Source organism: Streptomyces sp. E11-3 (assembly GCF_046540415.1).
Taxonomy (GTDB): Bacteria; Actinomycetota; Actinomycetes; order Streptomycetales; family Streptomycetaceae; genus Streptomyces.
On record NZ_JAZGRL010000001.1, the window covers coordinates 555,924 to 570,888 of the forward strand.

General features: G+C 71.1%; 12 protein-coding genes. 7 read left to right on the forward strand and 5 right to left on the reverse strand.

The genetic code is table 11. From position 1 onward, the window contains the following. The first annotated feature begins 92 nt into the window (after positions 1-92). Positions 93-2,408: a xyloglucanase gene (locus U9R90_RS02480; protein WP_411054694.1), complete on the forward strand. Its 2,316-nt coding sequence runs from the start codon at positions 93-95 to the stop codon at positions 2,406-2,408. Positions 2,409-2,465: 57 nt separating this feature from the next. Here U9R90_RS02480 and U9R90_RS02485 read toward each other — a convergent pair whose 3' ends face one another. Continuing rightward, positions 2,466-3,428, reverse strand: coding sequence for a proline dehydrogenase family protein (locus tag U9R90_RS02485; RefSeq protein ID WP_411054695.1), 963 nt, complete (start codon positions 3,426-3,428; stop codon positions 2,466-2,468). 138 nt (positions 3,429-3,566) lie between these two features. Here U9R90_RS02485 and U9R90_RS02490 point away from each other — a divergent pair, with 138 nt between their 5' ends. Further along, entirely contained in the window at positions 3,567-4,523 is a 957-nt protein-coding gene (locus tag U9R90_RS02490; protein ID WP_411054696.1) for a GlxA family transcriptional regulator, read from the forward strand. A gap of 23 nt (positions 4,524-4,546) precedes the next feature. Here the strand turns inward: U9R90_RS02490 and U9R90_RS02495 are convergent, their stop codons facing one another. Beyond that, positions 4,547-5,572: a LacI family DNA-binding transcriptional regulator gene (locus U9R90_RS02495; RefSeq protein ID WP_411054697.1), complete on the reverse strand. Its 1,026-nt coding sequence runs from the start codon at positions 5,570-5,572 to the stop codon at positions 4,547-4,549. 121 nt (positions 5,573-5,693) lie between these two features. Then, entirely contained in the window at positions 5,694-7,493 is a 1,800-nt protein-coding gene (locus U9R90_RS02500; RefSeq protein WP_411054698.1) for a DUF2264 domain-containing protein, read from the reverse strand. 156 nt (positions 7,494-7,649) lie between these two features. Here U9R90_RS02500 and U9R90_RS02505 point away from each other — a divergent pair, with 156 nt between their 5' ends. Continuing rightward, positions 7,650-8,135, forward strand: a complete 486-nt coding sequence (locus tag U9R90_RS02505) for an Lrp/AsnC family transcriptional regulator (protein ID WP_411054699.1) — start codon at positions 7,650-7,652, stop codon at positions 8,133-8,135. A 25-nt stretch (positions 8,136-8,160) separates the two neighbouring features. Next, positions 8,161-8,877 (forward strand): HAD family hydrolase, encoded by a 717-nt coding sequence (locus U9R90_RS02510; RefSeq protein WP_411054700.1) that lies wholly within the window; start codon positions 8,161-8,163, stop codon positions 8,875-8,877. A 7-nt stretch (positions 8,878-8,884) separates the two neighbouring features. Here U9R90_RS02510 and U9R90_RS02515 read toward each other — a convergent pair whose 3' ends face one another. Continuing rightward, entirely contained in the window at positions 8,885-9,325 is a 441-nt protein-coding gene (locus U9R90_RS02515) for a nuclear transport factor 2 family protein (protein WP_411054701.1), read from the reverse strand. Positions 9,326-9,521: 196 nt separating this feature from the next. Then, a complete protein-coding gene (locus U9R90_RS02520) occupies positions 9,522-11,741 on the reverse strand; it encodes an NADP-dependent isocitrate dehydrogenase (RefSeq protein WP_411054702.1) in 2,220 nt (739 codons plus the stop codon). 160 nt (positions 11,742-11,901) lie between these two features. On the opposite strand from U9R90_RS02520, the gene U9R90_RS02525 reads away from it, so the two are divergent. The 3 genes from U9R90_RS02525 to U9R90_RS02535 are packed head-to-tail and all read left to right on the forward strand — an operon-like array spanning position 11,902 to position 14,931. Beyond that, on the forward strand, positions 11,902-12,513 hold the full coding sequence (locus U9R90_RS02525) for a TetR family transcriptional regulator (RefSeq protein WP_411054703.1): 612 nt from the start codon (positions 11,902-11,904) through the stop codon (positions 12,511-12,513). Further along, the gene (locus tag U9R90_RS02530; protein ID WP_411054704.1) at positions 12,497-14,137 is read left to right on the forward strand and encodes an acyl-CoA dehydrogenase family protein; all 1,641 of its coding nucleotides are present in this window, start codon (positions 12,497-12,499) and stop codon (positions 14,135-14,137) included. Before U9R90_RS02525 ends, U9R90_RS02530 begins: the two co-directional genes overlap by 17 nt. Then, a complete protein-coding gene (locus U9R90_RS02535) occupies positions 14,134-14,931 on the forward strand; it encodes a crotonase/enoyl-CoA hydratase family protein (RefSeq protein WP_411054705.1) in 798 nt (265 codons plus the stop codon). Before U9R90_RS02530 ends, U9R90_RS02535 begins: the two co-directional genes overlap by 4 nt. The last annotated feature ends 34 nt before the right edge of the window (positions 14,932-14,965 follow it).

Below are 14,965 nucleotides of genomic sequence, written 5' to 3' on the forward strand. Positions count from 1 at the left end.
CCCCAACCGCCCAGCCGCAACCACGCACTCACCCGCACCGATCCACTTCGATCCGCTCCGAGGGAACACTTCTCATGCGTCCTGTCCCCCGCGTGCACAGAGCGCGCGCACTCCCCGCTCTGCTCGGTCTGGTCGCCGGTCTTCTGGTCGGCGGCCCGGCGGCGGCCGCCGATCCCGGCGCCCGTACCGCCACCGCGGAAGCACCCGTCACCGCCCCCGCCACCGAGGCGTACGACTGGAAGAACGTCCGCATCGACGGCGGCGGCTTCGTCCCCGGCATCGTCTTCAACCGCAGCGAACAACACCTCGCCTACGCCCGCACCGACATCGGCGGCGCCTACCGCTGGCAGCAGTCCAGCAAGACCTGGAAGCCGCTGCTGGACTCGGTCGGCTGGGACGACTGGGGTCATACGGGAGTGGCGAGCCTGGCCTCCGACTCCGTCGACCCGGACCGGGTGTACGCGGCCGTCGGCACGTACACCAACGACTGGGACCCGGGCAGCGGCGCCATCCTGCGCTCCGCCGACCGGGGCGAGACCTGGCGCAAGACTGACCTGCCGTTCAAGCTCGGCGGCAACATGCCGGGGCGCGGCATGGGCGAGCGCCTCGCCGTCGACCCGCACGACAACCGAGTGCTGTACCTGGGCGCCCCCAGCGGCAAGGGCCTATGGCGCTCCACCGACGCGGGCGTCACCTGGTCGGAGGTGACCGCGTTCCCCAACTCCGGTAACTACGCCCAGGACCCGGACGACTCCAGCGGCTACGCCTCCGACAACCAGGGCATCGTCTGGGTCACCTTCGACGAGTCCACCGGCTCGGGCTACAGCGCGACCCAGACCATCTACGTCGGGGTCGCCGACAAGGAGAACGCGGTCTACCGGTCGACGGACGGCGGCGACAGCTGGTCCAGGATCGCCAAGCAGCCCACCGGCCACCTCCCCCACAAGGGCGTGCTCGACGCCGAGAACGGTTACCTCTACATCGCCTACAGCGACAAGGGCGGCCCCTACGACGGAGACAAGGGCCAGGTGTGGCGGTACTCGACGAAGAACAACAAGTGGAAGGACATCAGCCCGGTAGCGGAGGCCGATACGTCCTACGGCTACAGCGGGCTCACGGTCGACCGGCAGAACCCGGGCACGGTCATGGTGACCGGCTACAGCTCCTGGTGGCCCGACACCCAGCTCTTCCGCACCACGGACAGCGGCGAGAACTGGACATCGGCCTGGGAGTTCGCGCCCTACCCCGAGCGCGCCAACCGCTACACCATGGACGTCTCGTCCGTGCCGTGGCTGTCGTGGGGCTCGAACCCGGCGCCGCCGGAGCAGACGCCCAAGCTGGGCTGGATGACCGAGGCCCTGGAGATCGACCCGTTCGACTCGGACCGCATGATGTACGGCACGGGCGCGACGATCTACGGCACGGAAAACCTCACCAACTGGGATGACGGCAACGGCAAGTTCACCATCAAGCCGATGATCGAGGGCCTGGAGGAGACGGCGGTGAACGACCTCGCCGCTCCCCCGTCCGGCGCCCCACTCCTGAGCGCCCTGGGTGACATCGGAGGCTTCCGGCACACGGACCTCACCAAGGTCCCCTCGCTGATGTACACCTCACCGAACTTCGACACGACCACCAGCCTGGACTACGCCGAGTCCCGCCCGGACACGGTGGTACGCGTCGGCAACGGCGCCTCCGCGCCGCGTATCGCCTTCTCCACGGACAACGCCGCCAACTGGTGGGGCGGCCAGGAGCCTTCGGGCGTGACGGGCGGCGGCACGGTCGCCGCGGCGGCCGACGGCAGCCGTGTCGTCTGGAGCCCGCAGGGCACGGGCGTACACACCACATCCGACTTCGGCTCGTCCTGGACCGCCTCATCCGGCATCCCGGACGGCGCGACCGTCGAGGCCGACCGCGCCGACCCCCGCACCTTCTACGGTTTCGCGGCCGGAACGTTCTACGTCAGCACGGACGGCGGCGCGACCTTCACCGCCAAGGCCACCGGTCTCCCCGCCGAGGGCGACGTCCGCTTCCAGGCCGTACCCGGCGAACAGGGCGACATCTGGCTCGCGGGCGGCAAGCCGGAGGGCACGTACGGCCTGTGGCACTCGACGGACGGCGGTACGAGCTTCACCCGGGTGCCCGGAGTCGAGGAGGCCGACACCATCGGCTTCGGCAAGGCCGCGCCCGGCGCCTCGTACCAGACGCTCTACACCAGCGCGAAGATCGGCGGCGTGCGCGGAATCTTCCGGTCCACGGACGAGGGCGCGAGCTGGGTGCGCATCAACGACGACGCGCACCAGTGGGGTTGGACGGGCGCCGCGATCACCGGTGATCCGCGGGTGTACGGCAGGGTGTATGTCTCGACCAACGGACGCGGGATCGTCTACGGCGACACGGCGGGGTAGCCGCATGTGCGGGGTGCGGGGGACGCATGCCGCGTCCCCCACACCCCGTCCGCACCCTTATGTTGACGCGGCGTCGACGAGGGCTTGGAGCAGCCGCTGGGGATCTTCGGCGAGCCGGTTGCAGACATAGAGCCACCATTCCGTGCCGAAGACGACGTACTCGCGGGTGGGGTGGCCATGCCCGGCCATGACGTCGAGACGGTCGGGTCCGAGCCCGAGGAGGGTTTCGAACTCCCAGGGCGCGGTCTCGTGGCCCTTCCCGCCGAGATGGTGGTCAATGCGGTGGATCAGGTCCCAGTCATGGGTCGCGAAGGAGCACGGGTGGCCCGAGTCGGCCAGTTGTTCCGCGTAGTCGACGTAGGCGGCGGCCAGAGCGGGATCTTCGCGCGCGTAGGCAATGGTCTGGGGTTCGAGGAAGGCGCCCTTGACCAGGCGGATGCGGCCGGGACGCGCGAGGAGTTCCCGCAGGTCTTCGGATGTGCGGTGCAGTCGCGCCTGGACAGTGATGCCGACGTGGTCGAACCGTTCGCACAGGGTGCGGTGCACGGCCAGCACAGCATCGGTACGGTCGGAGCCCTCGGCGGAGATCACCATTTCCCGGCCGGTCTCGGCGGTGGCCGCCGCGATGCGGGAGGCGTTGGCCAGGGCGAGTTCCTCGTCGACGGCGAGACCGATGTGGGAAAGATCGAGGGAAATCGAGCATCCGTGCGGCAGGAGCCGGGCCGCGTCGAGGAACACGGCGGTCTCCGTCGTGGCCCGCTGCGGGTCGCGGCAGCTTTCACCCATGTACTCGACATTCACGCGGTGGCCGTCGGCGAGGATGCGCTGCGCGCGCTCCAGCGCATCGGTCAGGCTCTCGCCGGCCACGAAACGCCGGGCGACCTTGCGGGCCAGGGGTCCCAGGACCTGGTCATCCGGGACGCGCCACTTCAGCTCCTCGTCGAGCGCGAGCCTCCGCAGGACCTGCGCGGCCTGTGACGCAAGTGCGGTGGTACCGGTGGCGGGAAGTTCCGTGGTCATAGGGCGCCTGGCTCTCGGTCTCGTGTGCGGGGGACGCGGCAAGCCTTCCAGGACCAGGCACACGGCGGGAGTGGCAGAAATGACAGGTAGGCTGAAAATCCCGCCATCCGCGTCGGCCGTGAAGGAGACCGGGACCTGATGATCCGCGATGTGGCCGTCCTGGCCCTCGAAGGCAGCCATGCCTTCGAGCTGGGCGTGTTCTGTGAGGTCTTCGGCATCGACCGGAGCGACGACGCGCTGCCCGGTTACGACTTCGCCCTCGTCTCGGCCACGGGCGACAGCGTGTCCACTCGGCACGGCTTCGACGTACGGACCCCTCATGGCCTGGAGCGGCTCTCCTCCGCAGATCTCATCTGCGTCCCGGCCTACGATCTTCGGGTGCGGCAGCCGGACCGCCTGGCCCATGAGCTGCGTGCCGCCGCCGAGCGAGGTGCCCGTGTCCTGAGCATCTGCACCGGAGCCTTCCTGCTGGGCGAGGCGGGCCTGCTGGACGGGCGGCGCTGCACCACCCACTGGCGCTACACCGACGAACTCGCCCGCCGCCACCCGCGCGCCCGGGTCGAGTCGGACGTGCTGTATGTCGACCAGGACCCGATCATCACGGGGGCCGGCACCGCCGCCGGTGTGGACACCTGCCTCCACGTGGTCCGCAGGGAGCACGGCAGTGCCGTCGCCAACACGATCGCCCGCCGCATGGTGGCAGCCCCGCACCGGGAAGGCGGTCAGCGCCAGTACCGCGAACGCCCCCAGCCCCGGGAAGGAACCGGCTCCCTCGCCCCCGTCCTGGGCTGGATCGAAGCCAACCTCGACCAGAACCTGACCGTCGAGGCCATGGCCCGCCACGCCCACCTGTCCCCGCGCACCTTCGCCCGCCGCTTCCAGCAGGAAGCCGGGACCACCCCTCTGCAATGGCTGACAGGACAGCGCGTCCTGCTCGCCCAGCACCACCTCGAGACCACCGACGACCCGATCACCGCCATCGCCCGGTGTACCGGCTTGGGCACCGTCGACAACCTGCGCCACCACTTCGTCCGACGGCTGGGAATCACACCCCAGGGCTACCGGCGCGCCTTCCGAGCCCCGCACAACAAATGAGGAGCGTGGGGTTCTGGCTCGGGTCAGTGGCCCCGCGTCGAGGTCCGGACGATCAGCTTCGGGGTGTAGATCACCCGCTGGTGCTCGTGGTCGGGGTTGGCGGACTCGTCCAGGAGGAGTGCGGCGGCGGTGCGGCCGAGCAGTTGCCGCGGCTGGCGTACGGAGGTCAGCGGGACGGCCGCCGCGGCGGCGAACTCGATGTCGTCGTAGCCGACGATCGCCAGGTCATCCGGAACCCGCAGACCCAGCCCGACCCCCTGTTGGAGCACGCCCAGGGCGAGCAGGTCGTTGGCGCAGAACGCGGCCGTCGGCCGCTCCCGCTCCGGCAGGGCGGTCAGCCGCTCCCCGGCGCGCCGCCCCTCGGCGACGGTCAGCCCGGCCGTCTCGATCTCGACCAGGGTATCGGCGGGCAGCCCGGCCCGTTCGATCGCCCGGCGGGCGCCCGCGCGCCGGTCGGCCACCTGCCCGAGCCCGGCCGGACCGCCGACGTACGCGATCCGGGTGTGCCCGAGCTCGGCCAGGTGGGTGACCGCGAGGTCGCCGCCGAGTACGTCGTCCACCGCGACCGAGCAGTGCGCCGCGTCCTGGGTCGGCCGGTCCACGACGACCACGGGTGTGCCACGGCTGGGCAGCGCGGTCAGCCGGGGCGAGGTGCTGTCGACGGGGGTGATCAGCACGCCCTGGACCCGCTGCTGTTCGAGCAGATCCAGATACGCGGCCTCCTGCTCGGCGCTCTCGTTGCTGTTGCACAGGAACACCGAGAGCCCGGCGGCCTTCGCCGCTTCCTCGATGCCCTTGGAGACGTCGGTGAAGAACGGGTTGCCCGCGTCGAGCATCACGTACGCGAGAATCCGGCTGCTGCCGGAGCGCAGCTGGCGCGCCGACTCGTTGCGGACGAAGCCGAGTTCGGCGATGGCCGCCTCGACCTTGGCCCGGGTGGCCGGGCTGACCAGCTGCGGGCGGTTGAGTACGTTCGACACGGTGCCGAGCGAGACGCCCGCGGCGGCGGCAACGTCCTTCACACTCACTGCCCCGGGCTGGGTCGCCACAGACGAACCTCCTTGTGAAACGTACGGGGCAGAATCTAGCACCGCCCCGACCGATTGAAACCTTACAGACAGCCTTGCAGACGGCCTTACAGGCAGGTCTACGGATGGCTGACCCGGGCCCTCACGGGCGCGGGACGTACCCTTCGGGCAGCGGCGGCGCACCGGCGTCCCAGGCCTGCTCCCAGCGCCCGGTGTCCGGGTCGGCGAGGACCGCGCAGGCCAGCCAGTGCTCTCCGGGGTCGTGCCGACCGTGGAGTAGCGGCAGTGCGGTGCGGGGCAGGACCAGATTGGTGTTGGGCTCCGGGTTGATCACCTCGCCGGTGCGTGCACCGGTCAGGTCCCGGATGCCGCTGGCGCCCGCCGCACCGCGCGCCCAGGCGAGGGCGGACGCCGCGCCCCGGCGCGCGGCCGCGGCCTCGTGGCCTGCGCGGTCGACGGCGAACCCTCCTTCCGCACTGGCCAGCGTCCGGTCGGTGCGCAGCCGGTGGATACGGATGTGCCACGGCGTGTGCGGCAGCAGCCAGGTGTCGATCTCGACGCCCGGCCAGGGCTCCCAGCGCGAATGCAGCACCTCGCCTTCGCGCTCGGCCAGCACCGCCTCCTCACGTACGCGGAAGTGGGTGCCGTCGTCGGACAGCGCGAGCATGCTGTCGGGCGCGGCGTGCGCCAGCCCCTGGCCGCCGACCGGGACGCTGAAGCCGAAGGTCGTGGAGTAGGCGAACTTGGCGTACTTCTCGGCGCTGTGCCGATGGCCCTCGGCGGGCTGCCCGTTGGTCAGGGCGACGACGTGGGAACCAGCCGGATCCCGCAGCATGGTCATCTGGGCGTGCGGCAGCGGATGGACCTCCGGCAGCCGCGGCAGCGGCTCCTCCTTGGCCGCCCAGAAGGGGTGTTCGTCCGCGAGCGCGAGCGGCAGGAAGGCCTTCAGGGCCCAGTACGGAGAGCCCGGCGAGTTGTACCCCTCGGCCATCGACAGGTTCGGGTAGCCGTACCCGATGGACAGGGTCCCGTCGGGCTGGAAGATCGGACGCGCGGCCCACCAGCGCAGATGCCGCATCAGCAGCCCCTTGCCGACGCCCGGCGGCACCGCGTCCACATCGGCGAAGGCGAGTGCCCCCCAGAACGCGCCCTGGGCGAACCGATAGGTGAGGCTGCGGCCGTACGGAAGCGCCGACCCGTCGGCGGCGAACCAGTGCAGGAAGTCACCGGCGAACTCGGCGGCCCGCTCGCGAAACCGCTGCGCGCGGGCCCGGTCCTGGTCTCCGGCCAGCTTGGCGTAGACCAGACCGTAGAAGTGCAGGGCCCAGGGCACGTAGTAGTCGCTCGGCCTGGCGGGGCCGTCGGCGTACCAGCCCTGGCCGATGTGGAAGCTTTCGAGCCGGTCCAGCGCCTGGTGCGTCGCCTGGTGGTCGTGGCGCTCGCCGACACGGGCGAGTCCGAGGTTGACCAGTACGCGGAAGAACAGCCAGTTGTTGTCGCAGATGTCGTGCCGGTTGATCTCGAAGAGCCAGTCGGCCAGGGCCCTGCGTGCCTTGGGCGGCAGGGGGTCCCAGACGTGCTCCGGGACCAGCGCCAGGGCGAGGCCCACCGCGGCCGACTCGACCATGCGCTGGTCGAAGCCCGTCATCGCGCCCCAGTACTCCGGGTGCCCGGGATCGGTTCCGGCCACGAGTCCCTCCCGGTAGCGCTCCCATCCGTCGAAGTCGCCGCCGCCCGCGGCCAGCGGAACAAGCCCCCACAACGGGCGGGCGAACCCTTCGAGTTCGGCCGGGGCGTCACCGAAGTGCGCGGCCGTGTGACCGGCGCGGACCCGGGCGCCTGCTGGGCTGGTCCGCCGGGCGAGCGGGGCGCACAGTGCCCGGACCGCTTCCTGAAGGTCGGAGCGGCTTTCGAGGGGGAGTTGAGCGAGCGGATTGAGCACGTGTCTCCCTGGTCGGTGGCACCGAACGACCCTGAATGGTTTCAACCCCTCCTCGCAGGCGTCAACCCCTCCACCACTCGCGCGCCAGCCCCTCAGTGCCACACCCTGGGTAAAGTCGTACGCGATCATGCTGCGCACCCAGGAGGCCAACGAACCATGGCGGTCGACGAGCTGGACACCCGGATTCTGCGACTGCTGCTGGAGCAGCCGCGTACCAGCGTGCGCGAGTACGCCCGCATCCTGGGGATCGCCCGCGGCACCCTGCAGGCGCGGCTCGACCGTCTCGAACGGGACGGAGTGATCACCGGTACGGCCCCGTCCCTCTCCCCCGCCGCGCTCGGCCACCCGGTGCTCGGGTTCGTCCACATCGAGGTCACCCAGGGGCATCTCGACGAGGTGGGCGACGCGCTGGCCGCCGTTCCCGAGATCATCGAGGCCTTCTCGATCACCGGCGGCGGCGACCTGCTGACCCGGGTGGCCGCCCGCGACAACGCCCACCTCGAGGATGTGATCCAGCAGCTGATCCAGCTGCCGGGTGTGGTGCGTACCCGGACCGAGGTGGTGCTGCGCGAGCGGGTACCGCACCGGCTGCTGCCGCTGGTCGAGGCGGTGGGCCGAGCAGCCGGTGAGCAGCGCCGCTGAGCGGTGTACGGGCATCCTGGACACCATGAGCACTTCGAACACCAGCCCGCGCATCCCCCGCACCACCGCGGTCATCTTCGACCTCGACGGCACCCTGGTGGACAGCGAACCGAACTGCTTCGAAGCGGGACGCCAGTTGCTGGCCCGGCACGGGATCACCGACTTCACCTGGCAGGACCACGAGCGCTACATCGGGATCTCCACGGCCGAAACGCTCGCGCTCTGGCGCCACGAGTACGGGCTCACGGCTCCGCTCGAAGAGCTGCTCGCCGACAAGAACAACCGCTATCTGGAGCTGGCGAGGACCGCCACGCGCGCGTACCCGCAGATGTACGCCTTCGTGGAACTGCTGCACGCCGACGGCGTACCGATGGCGGTGGCATCCGGCTCCTCGCGTGCCGCGATCGAGGCGATCCTCAAAGGCACGGGCCTGGACACGCTCCTGCCCACGATCGTCTCCGCCGAAGAGGTCGCCCGAGGCAAGCCCGAACCCGACATCTTCCTGGAAGCGGCCCGTCGGCTCGGGGTCGATCCCGCTGACTGCGTGGTACTGGAGGACGCCGCTCCGGGCGTGGTGGCGGCGCATGGCGCCGGGATGCGGTGCGTGGCGATCCCGTACGTGGCGGCGAGCGCCGACGACGCGGAGTTCGCCACGGCGGAGCTGCTGTTCAAGGGCGGCCAGGCAGAGTTCACGGCACGCGCGGCGTACGACTGGCTGACGCGGCCGGTGACGGGGGTCTGACCGGCCCTCACGGGGTGCAGGCCTCGGCGATCGACAGGCTGTTCTCGTAGAGGTGGTGCCGGGTGATCCGGCCGTCCTCGACGGTGAGGCGCAGAGCGAACGGGCCCTCGAAGGACTTCCCCGTCGCGCGTACGGTCCCCGACAGGTGTCCCGTCAGGACGGCGTCGGTGCCGTCGACGAGGAAGGTGTCGAGGGAGGCACGGGCGTCCTCGGGCACCGTGTGCTCCGCCAGCTCCGCGGACTGGGCGGCGCATTCGGCGGCGGTCGACCGCGGGCGGATCCACGGGACGGCGGGGTTCTCGGCGAGCAGCCAGTCGACGTCGGCGGCGAAGAGCTCGACGAGCCGCGTGGTGTCCCCGGCCAGCCGGGCGGCGAGGAACTCCTGCACGACGGCCCGGGTGGCCTCGGCGACGGAACCCGGCGCGGTGGCGGTGGACTTGACGGACATGGCGCTCTCCTCGCAACTGCGGCCGGTACCTGGCGGAGCTTCCCGCCGATGTGCTCGATCCTGCCGGAGGGAGGAGATGCCGGTCGATTACCTCGGGGGTAGGAGCCTGTTTCTGAACCCCCGTCGTCCGCGCGGAGCGCGGGCGCAGTGGCGTTCGGTGCGCGGCGGTGCGGGTCAGCTGTGCGGCTGGCGCGCGTCAGGCGAGCGTGGCCAGCGCCTGGTTCAGCGTCGCCGAAGGACGCATCACGGCCTCGGCCTTGGCCGCGTCCGGCTGGTAGTAGCCACCGATGTCGGCCGGCGACCCCTGCACGGCGAGCAGCTCGCCGACGATGGTCTCCTCCTGCTCGGCCAGCGTCTTGGCGAGCGGCGCGAACGCCTCAGCCAGCTGCGCGTCGTCGGTCTGCTTCGCCAGCTCCTGCGCCCAGTAGAGCCCCAGGTAGAAGTGGCTGCCGCGGTTGTCGATGCCCCCGACACGGCGGGTCGGCGACTTGTCCTCGTTGAGGAAGGTCGCGGTACCGCGGTCCAGGGTGTCGGCGAGCACCTGGGCGCGCGCGTTGCCCGTGGTCTGCGCCAGGTGCTCGAAGCTGGCCGCGAGCGCGAAGAACTCGCCCAGGCTGTCCCAGCGCAGGTAGTTCTCCTTGACCAGCTGCTGGACGTGCTTCGGGGCGGAGCCACCGGCGCCGGTCTCGAAGAGGCCGCCGCCGTTCATGAGCGGCACGACCGAGAGCATCTTGGCGCTGGTGCCGAGCTCCAGGATCGGGAACAGGTCGGTCAGGTAGTCACGCAGGACGTTACCGGTGACCGAGATGGTGTCCTCGCCGCGGCGGATGCGCTCCAGCGAGAACGCCGTCGCGTCGACCGGCGACATGATCTCGATCTGCAGACCGTCGGTGTCGTGGTCGGCGAGGTACGTCCTGACCTTGCCGATCAGCTGCGCGTCGTGGGCGCGGTTCTCGTCGAGCCAGAACACGGCCGGGGAGCCGGTCGCGCGGGCGCGGGTCACGGCGAGCTTGACCCAGTCCCGGATCGGCGCGTCCTTGGCCTGGCACATGCGGAAGATGTCGCCGGCGGCCACGGCCTGCTCAAGGACGACGTCGCCCGCGGCGTCCACAGCGCGCACCGTACCCGCGGCGGGGATCTCGAAGGTCTTGTCGTGGCTGCCGTACTCCTCGGCCTTCTGCGCCATCAGACCGACGTTGGGGACCGAGCCCATGGTCGACGGGTCGAAGGCGCCGTTGGCGCGGCAGTCCTCGATGACGGTCTGGTAGACGCCCGAGTAGCTGCTGTCGGGCAGGACCGCGAGGGTGTCCGCCTCGTCGCCGTCCGGTCCCCACATGTGACCGGAGGTACGGATCATGGCGGGCATGGAGGCGTCCACGATGACGTCGCTCGGCACGTGCAGGTTGGTGATACCGCGGTCGGAGTCGACCATGGCGAGCTCGGGGCCCTCGGCGAGCTCGGCCTCGAAGGAGGCCTTGATCTTCGCGCCATCGGGCAGCGCGTCGAGACCGGCCAGGATGCCGCCGAGGCCGTCGTTCGGGCTCAGACCGGCGGCGGCGAGCGTGTCACCGTACGCGGCGAAGGTCTTCGGGAAGAAGGCGCGCACTACGTGGCCGAAGATGATCGGGTCGGAGACCTTCATCATGGTGGCCTTCAGGTGCACCGAGAACAGCACGCCCTCGGCCTTGGCGCGGGCGATCTGCGCGGTGAGGAACTCGCGCAGCGCCGCGACCCGCAGCACCGCCGCGTCCACGACCTCACCGGCGAGTACGGGTACCGACTCGCGCAGCACGGTGGTGGTGCCGTCGTTCCCGGCGAGCTCGATGCGCAGCGCACCGGCCTCGGAGATCACCACGGACTTCTCGGTGGAACGGAAGTCGTCGGCGCCCATGGTCGCGACGTTCGTCTTGGAGTCGGCCGTCCAGGCGCCCATGCGGTGCGGGTGCGCCTTGGCGTAGTTCTTGACCGACGCGGGGGCGCGGCGGTCGGAGTTGCCCTCGCGCAGGACCGGGTTCACGGCGCTGCCCTTGACCTTGTCGTAGCGCGCGCGGACGTCCTTGTCCTCGTCGCTCTGCGGGTCGTCCGGGTAGTCCGGCAGGGCGTAACCCTGCTTCTGGAGCTCGGCGACGGCCGCCTTCAGCTGCGGGATCGACGCCGAGATGTTCGGCAGCTTGATGATGTTCGCGCCGGGAGTCTTGGCCAGCTCGCCGAGCTCGGCGAGCGCGTCGTCGATGCGCTGGTCCTCCGTCAGGCGCTCGGGGAAGCTGGCGATGATCCGCGCCGCCAGGGAGATGTCACGGGTCTCCACGCCGACCCCGGCCGTCGAGGCGTACGCCTGGACCACAGGCAAGAACGAATACGTCGCCAGGGCCGGGGCCTCGTCAGTGTGCGTATAGATGATGGTCGAGTCAGTCACCGGGTGCTCCGCTCCACGTCTGCAACATTGCTCGACATCAAGATATCTCGTGATCGGCCGTGGCCTGACAGGACCCTGCCCCTTTCGGCGGCCCGTGGCGTATCGGGCGGACTGGCGACAGACTCTTGTTGAAGATGTGAATCACTGCTTCACTTCTTATATGCCCTACCGACGTACCCCCGCGGTGCAGGCCCGTCTCGACGCCCAGCGCGGCGCCGTCCTGGACGCGGCCGTCGAGCTGCTGGCCGAGCGGGGGTACGCGGGCTGCACGATGTCGGCTGTCGCCGAGCGCGCGGGGCTGGCCACCGGCAGCCTGTACCGGCACTTCCCCAGCAAGTCCGCACTCTCGGTCGAGTTGTTCCGCACCGTGGTGTCCCGTGAGGTGGCGGCGGTGTCCCAGGCCGCGCACCGGCACGCCGATCTGGTCGACGCGATAGTGGCGGCGATCGAGACGTTCGCGAGCCGGGCCCTCAAGGCGCCGCGGCTCGCGTACGCGCTGCTCGCCGAGCCCGCCGACCCCGCGGTGGACGCGGAGCGCCTGGTATTCCGGCGCGCCTTCCGCGATGTGTTCGCCGAGCGCATCGCGGAAGGCGTCGCGCGCGGGGTGCTGCCCCCGCAGGACGCCGCGCTGACCGCGGCCGCGTTGGTCGGCGCGGGCGCGGAGGCGCTCATCGGGCCGCTGTCCGACCCTCAGGCGGGGCCGGACACCGTGCCCGCCCTGGTCACCTTCACCATCCGAGCTTTGGGAGTCACCGATGCCAGCGACACATGAGGTCACCAACCAGGTCCCCCCGCTGACCGGGTACGACGTCGCCAATGACCCGGCCCTCCTGGAGGGCCTGCGCCGCGAGGGCGCCGCCTGGGCCGAGGACGAGGTGCGCGAGCTCGGCGTCCGCGCGGGCGGCGAGGAGGCCCAGGAGTGGGCCAGGGTGGTGGAGAAGAACCCACCGGTACTCCACACCCACGACCGCTACGGCCACCGCGTCGACGAGGTCGAGTTCCACCCGTACTGGCACGACCTGATGACCGTCGCCGTGGAGCATGGCCTGCACGGCGCGCCCTGGCGGCAGGACCGCGTCGGCGCACACGTGGCCAGGGCCGCGAAGGTGTACGTATGGGGCCAGACCGACCCCGGACACCTCTGCCCGATCTCGATGACGTACGCGGCTGTGCCCGCGCTGCGCGCCGAGCCCGAGCTGGCCAGGATCTACGAACCGCTGCTGACCTCGGACACGTACGACTACGGGCTGCGCGTGCCGACCACCAAGCGCGGGCTGATCGCGGGCATGTCGATGACCGAGAAGCAGGGCGGCTCGGACGTACGCGCCAACACCACGCGCGCCGTGCCCGCGGGCGACGGACTGCACGCGCTGACCGGGCACAAGTGGTTCACCTCGGCACCGATGTCGGACGTGTTCCTCACCCTCGCCCAGGCCCCCGGCGGGCTGTCCTGCTTCCTGGTGCCACGTGTGTTGCCGGACGGCACCCGCAACGCGATCCGGCTACAGCGCCTCAAGGACAAGCTCGGCAACCGCTCCAACGCCTCGTCCGAGATCGAGTACGAGGGTGCGCTGGGCCGCCTGGTCGGCGAGGAGGGCCGGGGCGTGGCCACCATCATCCAGATGGTCAACATGACACGGCTGGACTGCGCGGTGAGCTCCGCGGCCGGGATGCGGCACGGCGTCGTCCAGGCGGTGCACCACGCCACGTACCGCAGCGCCTTCGGCGACCGGCTGATCAACCAGCCGCTGATGACCAACGTACTGGCGGACCTCGCCGTCGAGGCGGAGGCGGCGACCGTGGTCGGCATGCGTCTGGCCGGTGCCGTCGACCGGGCGACGGCCGGTGACGAGGCGGAGGAGCTGCTGCGCCGGATCGGTCTCGCGGTCAGTAAGTACTGGGTGTGCAAGCGGGCGCCCGCGCACGCCGCGGAGGCCCTGGAGTGCCTCGGCGGCAACGGCTACGTAGAGGAGTCGGGGCTGCCCCGGCTGTACCGCGAGTCGCCGCTGCCCTCCATCTGGGAGGGGTCGGGAAATGTCGCCGCCCTGGATGTGCTGCGCGCGATGGGCAAGCAGCCGGAGACGGTGGACGCCTTCTTCACGGAGGTCGAACGGGCCGCGGGCGCCGACCGGCGCCTGGACTCGGCCGTCGCGCGGCTGCGCAAGCAGCTCACGGACCTCGACGACGTGCAGTTCCGGGCGCGCCGGATCGTGGAGTCGATGGCGCTGGTGCTCCAGGGCTCGCTGCTGCTGCGGCACGGCCACCCGGCCGTCGCGGACGCGTTCTGCGCGTCCCGGCTCGACAGCGACTGGGGCATCGCCTTCGGCACTCTGCCGACCGGCGTCGACACCTCGGCCATCATCGAACGGACGCGCCCCGCCGAAGGCACGCGGTGAGCGGCGCGGAGCCCTCTCCTCCGGAGGCCGTACACGTACGGCGTGCCGGGCCGGTGACCACGATCACGCTGCACCGGCCCGAGGTCCGCAACGCCGTGGACCGCGCCACCGCGACCGCGCTGGCGGACGCGTTCCGGGCGTTCGACGCCGACCCGGACGCCTCGGTCGCCGTCCTGTACGGCGAAGGCGGCACCTTCTGCTCCGGCGCCGACCTCAAGGCCGTCAGCACCGGGGAGGGCAACCGCGTGGCGGCGGACGGCGACGCCCCGATGGGCGTGTCCCGGATGCGTCTGTCCAAGCCGGTGATCGCCGCGATCTCGGGACACGCCGTGGCGGGCGGTCTGGAGCTCGCGCTCTGGGCGGATCTGCGGGTGGCCGACGAGAGCGCGGTGTTCGGCGTGTTCTGCCGCCGCTGGGGCGTCCCGCTGATCGACGGCGGCACCGTACGGCTGCCCCGGCTGATCGGCACCAGCGTCGCGATGGACCTGATCCTGACCGGCCGGCCGGTCGACGCGGCCGAGGCCCTGCGGATCGGCCTGGCCAACCGCGTCGTACCGGCCGGGCAGGCCCTGTCCGCCGCGCAGGAGCTCGCGGCCCAGCTGGCGGCGTTCCCGCAGACCTGCCTACGGCACGACCGGCTGTCCGTACTCGACCAGGAGGGTCTGAGTGAACCGGCCGCGCTCGCCGGGGAGTTCGCCCACGGCACGGTGTCACTGGCGGCCGACACCCTGGCGGGGGCGGCGCGGTTCGCCTCGGGTGCGGGGCGCCATGGCGCGTTCGACGCGCCCTGCTGATGCTGTCACCGGGACACGTTCACGGAGCCGTGGC

What these genes read in the sequence shown, in the direction of transcription:
- U9R90_RS02485 (WP_411054695.1), bottom strand. Translation starts at nt 3,428, where the DNA reads ATGACCACGGAACTTCCCGCCACCGGTACCACCGCACTTGCGTCACAG.
- U9R90_RS02490 (WP_411054696.1), top strand. Translation starts at nt 3,567, where the DNA reads ATGATCCGCGATGTGGCCGTCCTGGCCCTCGAAGGCAGCCATGCCTTC.
- U9R90_RS02505 (WP_411054699.1), top strand. Translation starts at nt 7,650, where the DNA reads ATGGCGGTCGACGAGCTGGACACCCGGATTCTGCGACTGCTGCTGGAG.
- U9R90_RS02510 (WP_411054700.1), top strand. Translation starts at nt 8,161, where the DNA reads ATGAGCACTTCGAACACCAGCCCGCGCATCCCCCGCACCACCGCGGTC.
- U9R90_RS02515 (WP_411054701.1), bottom strand. Translation starts at nt 9,325, where the DNA reads ATGTCCGTCAAGTCCACCGCCACCGCGCCGGGTTCCGTCGCCGAGGCC.
- U9R90_RS02525 (WP_411054703.1), top strand. Translation starts at nt 11,902, where the DNA reads ATGCCCTACCGACGTACCCCCGCGGTGCAGGCCCGTCTCGACGCCCAG.
- U9R90_RS02530 (WP_411054704.1), top strand. Translation starts at nt 12,497, where the DNA reads ATGCCAGCGACACATGAGGTCACCAACCAGGTCCCCCCGCTGACCGGG.